A 12,372-nucleotide genomic window follows, 5' to 3' on the forward strand; every position below is an offset into this window, starting at 1 on the left:
AAGACTATTTTCGGGTATTGCGAAAAATTTAATGACATGTCTGCATTGTCGAGCATGTTTTTACACACAGGTGTTAAATCATGGTTCATTTGTTAAATCATGGTTCATTGTTTTCGTAAAATACTGGGTTTATATAATCACATGTATTGTGGAAATTTCTACAGAGCAATGTCTCACATGAATGAATCATGAAAGCGTTAATGTGAGATTTTTATTGTTTTTTCAGCCACTCAATCGCAGCCGGAATACCTTCGTCAATCATCGATTGATAATGGCCACCGTGGGCAACGGTTTTATAGGTAATTGGCGTTCCTTGTTCTTTTAAATCGGAAACAAATTGTTGATAGGTTTTTTGTCGGGCCGCCATTCGACTGTCATCGTCGGCTGAAAATAAAAATACAGGCATGTCAAAATACGCGATATTTTTGTGGGGCGAGCTATCCATGAGTGCTTTTTTAAACGCTGGAATTGCGGTTGACACTTGTCGTCCGATATCAGATAAATATTCTTCGGTATTAAGCACGGGCGCATAGGCAATAATGCCTTTTAAAAAAGGTAATTTCTGCGGAGCCATAAGTGCAACCGTGGCAGCTGAGCTGTGTCCCGCAAAGTACACTTCTTCTTTGTTGAGTTGTTTAAATTCTCGGGTTGCTACAACAAATGCTTCAAAAGCATCCTTAATACCGCCATCACTTTCTACAAATTGGTTAATGGCGCTTAACTGACTGGATTCGTCTGCGGTTTCTGGCCACGGGCCACTCAAATCAAAACTAATTACGGCGTATCCGGCTTCTACGTAAGGAACGTGCTCAGGAGTGTCGCCGTCGCTTAACTGCATACCAAAAAACAAACCTGACCCGGCTGGTGCGATTAAAATCACCGGAATTGACTCTGTTGTTGCAGTGCTTGGCAGATAAACCCAGATATTTCCGTTGGTATCTGGATTCTTTAATCGGTATTTATTGGCTTTTAGGTCTTCTGCCTGAGCGATTGATGAGCATAAGAGAACAATAACGGTCAGGGCGCGGCATAAATTAAACATAAACTATCCTACTTAAAAACGGCGTAGATGAGATTTTTGAGTAACCATACCCGCACTAGTGTTTGGCTACGACACTTATTCTCATTCAAGCTTATGTGTGATCAGAGTGTTTTTTGACCAAAATCCAGCGTAAATATCAACAATGACTTGTAGGCATTACTGATATTTGGCAGTTAAGAGCACAAAATCACTGTTCAAGCGAGATTGTTACTGTAGAAGTTGCGTTGGGTTATTTACAATAGAGAGTTGTTCTCGGGTTTAGATGCCCGAACGAGTTTGTGTAGGGTTTGATCAAACCAAGTTTGAGGCAAGCCAATTTTTAATCGATTTAGTCTGTGTTACTGACAATATTTAATGCTTAATAACTTAATTACAAAAGGGCCTATCTAGGATAAATCATGGAAAAAATTATGGATTTGTTACCAGATGGGGACCGTTACAAAGTTTTACGTTTGGTTATGGTCAATTCAGGCAGCGCTGCCTATGTTGAAATTCCTATTGATCAAACGGCGGCATTATTAAGTAAAAATAATAAAGGCAAAACCTCGGCGTTAAATGCGTTGAAGTTATTTTTATTGGCCGAGGTAAATTTTAAAGCCTGTGAAAAGAAATTCGGATTCTCTTCTGGCGGTAAGGTTTATAGCGGTGAAGAAAGTTTTAGTTATTATTTTCCAAGTTCTACATCGTTTATTATTTTAGAAGCGACTAATCCGCAAGGGGATTTTTGCATTGTCTTGCATCAAAACCCCAAAGAAACCCTAGGATACAACCGCATTGCTGTGCCCTGTGCCTACGCAAAAATTCGCCATTTGTTTTGGAATACGCAATCGGCTGCTAACCAAGGCATGGGTGCACACCCAGACGATTTTAATTTAAGTGACGTACAAAAACAGTTACAAGCATTAAAAGCGCTACCACTTAACGATCAAGAAACCATTCGTACCGCGCTGTATACACGAGTAAGCCCAACTAAACCCGAAACACGGTTTTGTTTAATGCCTTTGGTGCAATTACCAAAACCACCAATGATGCGATCTATCAAAGCGTTATTGCAGCTCTCATTTGATATTAAAGGTGCGGATACCAAAAACCTGCCACTGGCCATTGCTAATATTATCGACAGCGAAGTTTCAACCGGGCGCGAACCGATTAATATTGATTTCAAACGCATTCATTCCGATCGCGAACGCTTAAGACAAGAAGCCAATCATATTCACAAGGTAAAAAATCACCAACAACATTGGAAAGTTTTAGAAACTTGCTACCGTGACTACGGATTAAACGTTAGAAGTTGGCAAAAAGACGTTGCCGGTCTTAGCCAATCCATTCAGTTGTTGATGGATCAGTTTCAGCCCGAACACGAAAGCGCGCAAGAAAAGCTGCTCAATTTAGTGGGTACTCGCAAACAACACGAAAAAATCCTCGCCGAAAAAACCGCTGAAATCTCCGCTAAAAACGGCGAGCGCAAACCTATCGCCAAAGACATTGAAAAACTCACCGCCAGCATTACCCTAGCCGAAGACGTTATTAAGCGCGAACGGCCGGTCATTGACAGCGACGATACCTTTGAAATTAGTAATCATTTACGGGAATTCAAAAAAGAAGCCGAGGCAGAGTTAGAGAGTTTTCAAAACAGCGAAAAAGCCAATGCTCGCTTGGGCGAATTGATCAGCAAAAAAAATAAACTAGCAACCAAGTTAAAATTGCTAGAGCAACAATTAAATGACGACTCGAAAGGTTTATTAAGTTATCTAGAAAATCACGCGGCAACGGTGCTTAACAGTTTAAACCCGAGCTTTAAGGCGCTTGTTGAAGAGCCCATGAGTATGCAGGTGCAAGCCGTTGAATGTTTTACAGAGTTGTTTGAGTTCGAAAACGAACAAATACTGTTTTGCGGTGAGCTATTAGAGAACGTCAAAATCAAGCCATTTGATGCGCAGTCGTTTCGAGAAACTATTTTAGTAGAACTAGACAATGTTCGAAATCAGTACGATAACAACGAAAAATCCATCGATGAACTAGATCGTGTTATTAAAGCTGGTGGTGATCTTACCACGGCATTGCTGGAAGAGAAAAAGCAAGAAATTAAAGAAATTGATGCCGAAATTAAGGCATTGGCAAGCTATGAACGTGATCTCGACGATTTACAAGAAAAGCAATTGCAGCAAGCCAATTTAGACGAACAGCTTGAATTGTTAGAGTCTGAAAAAGACCGTTTAAATAATGCCTATATCGAATGTTTTGCCATAGAAGAAGTGACTCGCAAAGAAGTATTGAGTATCGAGAAAAATTTCGAGCGCATCAAACAGTGCGATACACAGCTACAGTACTTAAAGAAACTGGTTGCCGACGAACAAGACCAAATGCTTGCCTCGGTTGAAGGTGATAACCCGTTAACGGTTGATGAGATAGAACAGTATTTAAACGCGTTAGAAACGCTGCAAAATAAATTAAAAGCGAACAAGCAAAAATCGCTGGAGCAGTTTAGAACGCTAATTTCGGCGAATATTCTTGCCATAGATGCCGACCTAGCTCACCGCACCGATTTAGAATCCAGTGACTTTTTGGATGCTTACCAAAAACTGCGTTCCGAATTTGAAAATATTGTTTCCAAAGAGAAAGAACATTTTATTCAAGTTCGCCAGCACAATCATCAAACCAGTGTTGAAATCAGCCTGCTTGACAGCATGGCGCGAGCCATTAAAAACTTTGAAGAGCGAATTAATGCTCTGCTTGGCAGTGTGAAAATCTCTAACCTGACCGGTGTGACCATCGAGATTAAAACCCTTGACGGTTTTAATACCCTACGTCGTGAACTTGCTAATCACGGCTCGACGTCTGATCAGCTAATGGAAGATTCGTTTTATCAACGCTTGTTGGATTTCTGTGAAAAATATTTAATTGAAGGCGCTAACTACGGCAAACTCGATTTAGAAAAAATCATTACCGACGTTAAATTTGTATACGAAATTAACGGTAAAAAAGAAACGACTTCGCAATCGAACGGCACCAGCGGCATGGTTAACGCCGTGTTATTGGCAATTTTAATGCGTCGCCTTGTGCCCGAAGACGTTACCTTTACCTTACCGGTTGTGTTTGATGAAATCGGCAGTTTGGATGAAGATAACCTTCCAGAGTTACGCCGAGTTGTTGAGTCTAATCATTTTGTGTTGTTGGTTGCCAACCCAAACAATAATGGTTACATCGCCCAGCACATTGGCCGTTGGCACGATGTGTATCTGCATAATGTCACCGAAGGCCAGGTGGTGAATAAATGTTTGGCAATTTATATTGCCGAGACCGAATCCCTCGCTGCCATAGATTCTGAAGAATCTTTCGAACTGGTTTAAGGGTGAATTATGCCAGTTGTTAATAGCGACCAAACTATTATTGCGATCTTAAATAATAAGGCGTTATTTTTCCGGTTAATGGATCACGCGCTTGCGGATTACAAAAACCACGCCTTGGAATTTACCATTAGTGACTACGATGCGTTATTGGTAGCAACCACCAAAGGCTTTAACGATACCGAAAGACGCCGATTATTTGATACGCTCAGTATTGATAATTTAGAGCGTAATGGTTTATTGAATTACGCCGATCGCCGTACCGGGCGCTTTCGTTTGCAAGATTTTATTTTGCAAATGCTGCAACACCTCGACAGCAAGCGATTGCGGGAATTATCGTCCGCCGAACTCAATCAATTAATGAAACAACTCGAAGAGTGTTATCGGCAGGTGAGCGATACACAAGTTATGTGGATCGCCGGAGACGATAATTTTGAAGAGTTGGTCTCGTCGGTGTATTCCAGTTTGCAGCACATTGCATCAAAGTTGAAATCCAATGTGCGAGCCCTGAAAGGTCAGACCGAGCGACTGGCAACAATTGTTGACGAAAAATCTTATATAGATTTAGAACGTTCCGATCAGGTACGTGTTGCGCTGAACGAAATTTTGCGCATCCACGAACGCCACGTAACGCCTACCTTGCAGTTTTTGGATGAGCGCTTGGATATTCGCCGCGCGCGTACCGAGCTGTTTGGCGAAACAGCCCCCATGGCGTTGTTAAAAAAGATTATCGCGCGGTTTGAAGAGCGCAAGCTTACCGACCACGTTGCAAAATTGCAGCGTATTCAGTTTCATATTCTGGCGATGGGTCGTGAAATTGGCGATATTGCCAAGGGTTTAGACAGTTACGTTAAATACGCAGAAGCTGAACGTCGCCGCTACAACCGCACCGAGCAACTCTACAACGCCTTGCGTGGTGCGGTTGAAGAAAAGCAAACCGGATTATTACGGGATTTTATGCTGCGCCCCGATCACCCGGTATTCGCTTCGGCGCGCCCGTTAGGTGGATTAAAAAGCTTTTTGCGCGCTCAGTCTGCCAATGTAAATTGGCCTAAATCTGAAGGCAGCTTTGCCTTAAATGAAATTCTGCGTGTTCGTCTTGAAGCCGAGCTGAATAAACCGAGAGTAGAATTTTCTGGCGTTGGCAAACCAACCAGTGATGCAGAAATCGCACAGCGTAAATTCATTGAAAAAATGCTCGCCGTTATGGCCGATTTTAATTACGAACAAAACTACGACGATGCGTTTTTAAGTGTGCATCAGTTTTTGTGTGAGCATTTGAGTGACTATTCGCTAAAGAATCTAATGGATGCTGTGCCCTTTCTTTCCGCAAAAGGCATCGTAGAGTTGGCACTTCCGGCGGCCTCTGCAACCCTTGAATACAAGGGCTTACGATTACGCTATCGCAAACGCTATTACAGCACACGTTCTAAAAGCCACGCGTAAGTTAAAGAGAATCAGCAATGCAAATACAATTAAGCCGTAAAATTTATCGTGAATTAATTAACGGTAATTTAATTAATAAAAAAATCCGCAACGGCGAGCACTTAGAGCCTAATCCGTTATTTGATGAGCTTGCCTCAGAAATTAATCGAGTTCATTACGATCAACTCTACAGCTGTATTGGTTACGAACTCAAGCAACTGGGTGATTGTTTTTTTCTCAACGAAATGGGCAAAGACGAAATGCTCTCTGACGTTGCCATGCGAATCCAGAGCTTATTGGTGATATTGTGCCGTGGCATTACACAAATTCCGTTGTTGATTAGCGTAATCACCGATTTTAATGCCGGATTAAGCCGCGAACACATCGAAAAAATATCTGAGACCGAAGAATACCAAAATATATTGAACGCGGTGGGATTAAAAAATTCGTTAATTAAAGAAATCGAAAACGTGCTTGTGGTCAGAAAAATCGCTTTTTGGAACCACTTAGATCGCTTAGTGTTAAGCGACGGTGGCATTGCCTTATTGGATTCGATGCAAGAGTTGAGTTCGATTTAAAAACTGGGTTAAAAAAGCTAAGAAACTTCCTGCCATTTAAATTAGGTCGTTTTATTGTAGACAAGAACGGGTTATCGAAAATGGCAGGAATAGTACCCATAGCTTTAGAATTTTTGTGTGAACTTAACTTGGTTATTTTTTTATTTAATAATGTGATAATGAATAAAGCTTTTAATCAGTAATCCTAAACCAGAGCAGGCTAACAAGACTCTACAAATCGTCATAAATTGCTTTTCACTCAGGTGCTTTTGTATTTTATAGCCTGCTTGAACACCTAAAAGCGCCACTGGCAGTAACAGTAAATCGTACAATAAAGAAGATCGACTCCAAAGCCCACTTAGCGTATAGGGTACCAATTTAATAACATTCATAAACGCAAAAAATACCGCAGCCTGTGCCAGCCATTGTGTTTTAGGTATTTGTTTGGCAATAAAATAAATATTAATGGGCGGGCCACCGGCGTGCAGTAATGTACTGCTAATGCCAGAGACACATCCCCACACGTATGCGGCGCCGGGTAGTTTGCCAATTAGCGGAATGATGTTGTGCCAAAAAGCAAATAAAATACAAAACAACGCCAATATTATTTGTAAACTCACCGCAGACAAGGTTTGCATGAGTGTTCCAGCTAAAGCGATACCGCACAATGCCGCAAGACTAATGGCTTTTATATCGTTTAAATTGACCGATTTTCTGTACAGACCTACCGTTCGCGCGTCCATAATTAATAACAGTGGCAACATAAGTGCAACCGCCTGTTGCACCGGAATAACCAATGATAAAAGCGGAACGGCCACAACCCCGGCACCACCGGCAAATCCCGATTTTGATATGCCGGTAAGAATTACTCCGACTATGGCTAAAAGCCAAAATACGTAAATGTCCAAATAAACCTACTGTTGTTCAAGTGGTGGTAAATCAAACCATAACGCCGTTAAATCGCTGTTGGCCGTTACTGTGAATGTTTCGCCTAAAGCGCCTAGTGCGTCACCTTCTTGCCAGGTTTTACCATCAATCATGGCTTTGCCACTAATGATATGCAAATACCCGGGTCTACTCTGGGTGTTAAAGGTATAAACTTCGCCAGCGGATAATTGTAATCGAAAAAGGCTTGCGTCTTGATGCATCATTAACGATCCATCTCGACCGTCCGCCGTCACCAATGGCGTTAACTGGCTGTGTTGTTCAATGGCTTTTTGCTCGTAACTTGGTTGAATATTCTTTTGGTTGGGTTGAACCCAAATTTGCAAAAAGCGTAAATTATCGGTTTGGGAGTGATTAAATTCCGAATGCTTTATTCCGCTGCCCGCACTCATGCGCTGTACCTCTCCGGCAGGCACCACAAACTCATTTCCCAAGGTATCGCGGTGTTCAATAGCACCTTCTAACACATAAGAAATAATCTCCATATCGCGATGCCCGTGTGTATCAAAGCCCGAACCGGGTTTTACCAAATCGTCATTAATAACCCTAAGTGCCGAAATACCCATATGTTGCGGGTCGTAATAATTCCCGAACGAAAACGAATGCTTGCTCTTAAGCCAACTAAAACTAGCCTCACCACGATCTTGAGAAGGGCGATAATAAAACATAATAAATGCTTCCAACGATTGAATTTAAGTTGGGAGTAATCTTAGTGATTACGGCGGATAAGAAAAATGGCTTTTATTCGTATGTATTATTCGGTTTAGTCGAACGAACAGCGGTGATTTAATTAATATCTTCCGATGTGGGTAGATCCAGAGTAAGCAGGCGCAACTCGCCCATAAATTCTCGGGTTGCGGGGCCAATTTGGTCGCGGTCTTGGTAGTTTAAATAGAAGCTACAGGTTCTTTTGCTACCTTCGAGTAAGGGCAGTGGTACAACTAATCCAGAGTCTAAATATTCTAATATGGATAATTTAGGCAGCCACGCGTAACCCATGCCTTGTTTAATTAATTCTATGGATGCGCGCATTTGTTCTACTGTCCAGCGTTGTTCTGCACCTAACCAGCCGGAGCTTGCGTTGTTGTGTGTGGCGGAATCGCGAACGATGATTTGTCGGTAAGATTTTAAATCTTCGTAACTGAGTTCGCGTTTAAGCTGCAATAACGGGTGATCTTTATGGGTTACGGCGATAAATTCTAATAAGCAAATTTCTTCGTTTAAGCCCGATGGCATTGGGAAGGGCGATACTCCAACATCTACTTTGCCTTCTTCAATAAGCTCATTAGTGCCGGATAAAACCGTGTCAAAAATATCGATTCGTATTTGCGGAAAAATAGCAGAGACTCGCTCTAAAGCCTGAAAGACTACTTTTTGCGGAAAGGCGCCATCTACGGCAATGCGTAATTCGGATTCAACACCGGTGCTTAAAGATTTTGCAACCGATTCTATGCGTTGTACTTCGTCTAATAAAAATTCGCCGCGTCTTAGTAGTAATTTTCCGGCTTCGGTTAAAACGGTTTTGCGGCCTTCTACATAAAATAATTTAACGCCTAGTGCTTCTTCAAGTTTATTAACGGCGGTGTGAATACTTGATTGGCTTTTGTGTACCTGATCGGATGCTTGATTAAAACCACCTGCGTCGACCACTGCCTTAAACATGCGCCATTGTTCTAAAGTGGTTTTTTGCATCAGGGGCTGCCCCATTCGATTCATTAGTTTATATAACCGCAGTTTATACCAAATAAGTTGGGTCGTAATGATGTTAATTGAGGGTTATTTACATACGCAAAAACGGCCAACAAGATTGTTGACCGTCATGTTTACTTAGAATGATTTATAGGAAACTCCAGGTGAATTAGAGCTCTCTATTTTAATAGCCTATGAATTCGCAGTGGAATTTAATTATTTTAAGAAGAATGACTGCGATCAATTTAATGTTATTTTATTAAATTTTTTGAGAGATATTATCTTGATTACAGCGTAGTTTCTTAAGAATTCGTTGTATTGTTATTGAGAAATGTTTAAAAAAATAAGTGCGTAAATTTTTTAACGTATTCGAAATTCAATTGTCTGGCAATTTTGAAATTAATAACACATCCATGTATTGCTGAAAAATCCGGGTTAATCAGAAATTTCTTTCTTCTAATTTGAAATTTTAAAATTAGCTTTTTAATATTTTATCTGCGTATTTATGACGGCGTTCTATTTAATGCGTATTTAAATGAAGTGTTACTGCGGCCCGAATTCGTTGGTTACCAAATACCGACATACGCTCGAAGTCATCGTGTGCGATGGGAATGTATTGGCAATCTAAGGGTGTTTGGTGCTCTTCATCTTGATCGGGATCGTGCACAAACAAGCAGTTATCATCAATACCTGTTACCACCATCCAGTGAGGCGCTTTTTTACCGTCTAAACGGTAGGTGCTTACTAAAATTAATACGGCGTGTTTGTTAGCAATCAGGTGAGCAATATCATCATAACTGATGGCTTGGGCATGAATATTAATGTTTTGCTGTAAACACTGCTCATAAAAATGATGATGAACCGTAGCCATGATTTGTTTTTTATGGTCTGAACGCACGCCATCAATAAACAAAGGTTGGTCGGTGCTTAGCCAAACATCGGTAGAAAAACCTCGTTTTTTAGCCGCTAAAGCCAGTCCATAAGGATGACAACCACCGTGGCCGGAAGTCATAAATATGGTTGTGGCTTCTCGCCAAATATCCAGTTCGTTCTCAAGCGTACAGGTGTAGTTTTGCGAAAGGCTGGCCATGGCCATTTGTAACGCCGCTGGGCCACAGGTGAACTCGGTAGACTGCCGATACCAAGGTGTATGACGCTGTACGCCGGGTTCTCGCGGTGCGCGAATACGTTTTTGCATACGCAACGCATCGTCGTGATCACCGTAGTAATCTTGATATTCGCCAAACACGCGATAACCGTTTGCCGCATAAAGGTCGATGGCTTTTTGATTATGTTTGGCAACTTCAAGGCGCATATAGTGACGTTCGTTATTTGCCGCTAAAGATTCCAATTGCTTCAACAACATTAATGCCAAGCCTTGGCCGCGGTAATTACTGCTAACGGCCAAAGAATACAAGCGTGACAGACGAGTGCCTTGGTGATACAGCACCAGTCCGTAGGCAATGCATTTTTGTTCCTCATTGCGAATTACTAGCAAGCTAGAATTGGGCGATTGAATATGACGTTTAAAGCTTCGTGCGCTCAAACGATCGGTTTTAAAACAAGCGGTTTCCAATTCTATCAACGAATTTAAATCGGTAAGCGTTGCCGCGTTGATAGCAAAAGAATGTTCTGCGTTGGTCATTTATATCGGTGCCTTACGGGCGACGTTGTCGCCCAACCACAAATTATCGCTAATGCTGTACCAGAAATTTTTACGAATTCAGTGGCCACGCTGTTCCAATCGATTCAAAAACTCACCCATTACTTGCATGTAAAGCTCATCCCCTAAATAAGCATCTTCAACTTTGTGATCAATGCTTGGGTTGTCGTTGACTTCTAGCACGTAGGCTTTGCCATCCACCTCTTTAATGTCGATACCGTAAAGGCCGTTACCCACCGCAGCGGCGGCTTTTAACGCGGCTTTTAGCACGGGGCGTGGTACCTCAAAGGTTGGTAGCGCATCAAAACCGCCGGAGAAATTTCGCGACGAACCATGGTTATAAATTTGCCAGTGGCCGCGCGCCATATAATAACGACAAGCATAAAACGCTCGGCCGTTAATCATGCCAATACGCCAATCATATTCGGTGAACAGATATTCTTGCACCAATAAAATCGCAGAGTCTTTAAGCAACGTTTGGCAGGTATTTTCAAGCTCTTCGCGAGATTTAACCTTAAACACACCCTTAGAAAACGAACCTTCCGGCATTTTGATGACCATCGGATACCCGAAAGCCTGTTCGATGTTATCCAGCGTTTGCGGGCTGTCATCCAAAATAAATTCGGTTTTTAGGCTGGGTACTTTTTGATAATTAAAGGCATCGTGTAAATACACTTTATTGCAGCAACGCAAAATCGAGCGGGTATCGTCCATTACAACCAAACCCAATTCTTCGGCACGGCTTGCTAACTGATAAGTTGGGTGATTAATTGCCGTGGTTTCACGAATAAACAACGCATCGTATTGATTAAGATTCGTAAGCTCGTACGCCTCGATAATATCCACAGCAATACCCAGCTTAGCTCCGGCTTTTACAAAACGGTTTAGCGCGCTCTTATCACTCGGTGGCACCTTCTCCGCTTTATTCACAAGCATGGCCATATTCCAGCGCGCACGCTTATCGCCTTTTTGCTTTTTCCAATACGAATTCGCATTAAGCTCCAGAATTTGCGTCATTACCGCGTGTTGCTCTGGCGATAACGCTTTTATACTGCAACGCTGAACCTGAACGCGTACACCGCCAGAATCCGGCAGTAACGTAACCTTAAGCAACGGCGCCGGCCATTCATTAAAAACCTTTACCGCAATCGAACCGTAACGACCATCCAGTGGTTTACCCATGCACAGGATAAACTCCTGCTGCTCGGTAGGCATGTCGTCGTCTTTAATCTGATTCTTCTTAAGCCACAAAATCGCCCCTTCACCGCGCAGCGCATTAATGGTTTTCACACTCGGAATGGCACCGTGGTGACGAGCCTCTGCCAGCAGCGAACAATAATAGCCTTTGCTTAAATAACGCGAAGTATCGCACAAATTCACCACGCGAGTTTTTGGCTCGCCAATCTTCGGGTAATCACGCAGATAATCATCAAAACTAATAGACGTTTCAGGAAACGGTGAATCATCGTTGTTATCAACAACAAACAGGGTTTTTAGCACAAAAGGAGTCCTTGCTAGCAGGAAAAAGGGCGTTGTTTAATGAAAGGTGTAATCGTAAAACTAAGTTGCATTCATAGCAGGAGAGCACAAATAAAGCTAAGTTTTTTTAACCTAAGACCAAGGTTTTTATGTGATTGATGATTGAAAGCAGCTGGCACATAAAAAAACAACTTATAAGTTGCTATAAGTGCTCAAAAGCAACTA

General features: G+C 42.0%; 9 protein-coding genes. 3 read left to right on the forward strand and 6 right to left on the reverse strand.

Annotated elements, in window-relative coordinates; genetic code table 11:
- Window positions 1–211: 211 nt before the first annotated feature.
- Window positions 212–1,042 (reverse strand): alpha/beta hydrolase family protein, encoded by an 831-nt coding sequence (locus ACYQ28_RS01300; protein ID WP_460047500.1) that lies wholly within the window; start codon window positions 1,040–1,042, stop codon window positions 212–214.
- A 398-nt stretch (window positions 1,043–1,440) separates the two neighbouring features.
- Between ACYQ28_RS01300 and ACYQ28_RS01305 the strand changes: the two genes are divergently transcribed.
- Genes ACYQ28_RS01305 through ACYQ28_RS01315 form a run of 3 tightly spaced genes read left to right on the forward strand, consistent with a single transcriptional unit; the run spans window position 1,441 to window position 6,392 of the window.
- Window positions 1,441–4,392 carry a hypothetical protein gene (locus ACYQ28_RS01305; protein WP_460047501.1) on the forward strand — a complete coding sequence of 984 codons (2,952 nt, stop codon included), beginning with the start codon at window positions 1,441–1,443 and terminating at the stop codon, window positions 4,390–4,392.
- A gap of 9 nt (window positions 4,393–4,401) precedes the next feature.
- Complete coding sequence (locus ACYQ28_RS01310; protein ID WP_460047503.1) at window positions 4,402–5,835, forward strand: hypothetical protein; 1,434 nt, start codon at window positions 4,402–4,404, stop codon at window positions 5,833–5,835.
- Window positions 5,836–5,852: 17 nt separating this feature from the next.
- Window positions 5,853–6,392 (forward strand): condensin complex protein MksE, encoded by a 540-nt coding sequence (locus ACYQ28_RS01315; RefSeq protein WP_460047505.1) that lies wholly within the window; start codon window positions 5,853–5,855, stop codon window positions 6,390–6,392.
- A gap of 140 nt (window positions 6,393–6,532) precedes the next feature.
- On the opposite strand, the gene ACYQ28_RS01320 is transcribed toward ACYQ28_RS01315, so the two are convergent.
- From ACYQ28_RS01320 to ACYQ28_RS01340, 5 genes are all read right to left on the reverse strand, one after another.
- A complete protein-coding gene (locus tag ACYQ28_RS01320; RefSeq protein WP_460047507.1) occupies window positions 6,533–7,279 on the reverse strand; it encodes a sulfite exporter TauE/SafE family protein in 747 nt (248 codons plus the stop codon).
- Between the two features lie 6 nt (window positions 7,280–7,285).
- Window positions 7,286–7,984 carry a pirin family protein gene (locus ACYQ28_RS01325; protein WP_460047508.1) on the reverse strand — a complete coding sequence of 233 codons (699 nt, stop codon included), beginning with the start codon at window positions 7,982–7,984 and terminating at the stop codon, window positions 7,286–7,288.
- 118 nt (window positions 7,985–8,102) lie between these two features.
- Window positions 8,103–9,008, reverse strand: a complete 906-nt coding sequence (locus ACYQ28_RS01330) for a LysR family transcriptional regulator (protein WP_460047510.1) — start codon at window positions 9,006–9,008, stop codon at window positions 8,103–8,105.
- Window positions 9,009–9,525: 517 nt separating this feature from the next.
- Window positions 9,526–10,650, reverse strand: a complete 1,125-nt coding sequence (locus ACYQ28_RS01335; protein WP_460047512.1) for a GNAT family N-acetyltransferase/peptidase C39 family protein — start codon at window positions 10,648–10,650, stop codon at window positions 9,526–9,528.
- 78 nt (window positions 10,651–10,728) lie between these two features.
- Window positions 10,729–12,168: a RimK family protein gene (locus tag ACYQ28_RS01340; protein ID WP_460047514.1), complete on the reverse strand. Its 1,440-nt coding sequence runs from the start codon at window positions 12,166–12,168 to the stop codon at window positions 10,729–10,731.
- Window positions 12,169–12,372: the final 204 nt, after the last annotated feature.

Source organism: Sessilibacter sp. MAH1 (assembly GCF_054658315.1).

Bases quoted from the DNA above. Each gene is read 5' to 3' on its own strand.
- ACYQ28_RS01330 (WP_460047510.1), bottom strand. From the start codon at position 9,008: ATGCAAAAAACCACTTTAGAACAATGGCGCATGTTTAAGGCAGTGGTC.
- ACYQ28_RS01305 (WP_460047501.1), top strand. From the start codon at position 1,441: ATGGAAAAAATTATGGATTTGTTACCAGATGGGGACCGTTACAAAGTT.
- ACYQ28_RS01325 (WP_460047508.1), bottom strand. From the start codon at position 7,984: ATGTTTTATTATCGCCCTTCTCAAGATCGTGGTGAGGCTAGTTTTAGT.
- ACYQ28_RS01310 (WP_460047503.1), top strand. From the start codon at position 4,402: ATGCCAGTTGTTAATAGCGACCAAACTATTATTGCGATCTTAAATAAT.
- ACYQ28_RS01300 (WP_460047500.1), bottom strand. From the start codon at position 1,042: ATGTTTAATTTATGCCGCGCCCTGACCGTTATTGTTCTCTTATGCTCA.
- ACYQ28_RS01315 (WP_460047505.1), top strand. From the start codon at position 5,853: ATGCAAATACAATTAAGCCGTAAAATTTATCGTGAATTAATTAACGGT.
- ACYQ28_RS01335 (WP_460047512.1), bottom strand. From the start codon at position 10,650: ATGACCAACGCAGAACATTCTTTTGCTATCAACGCGGCAACGCTTACC.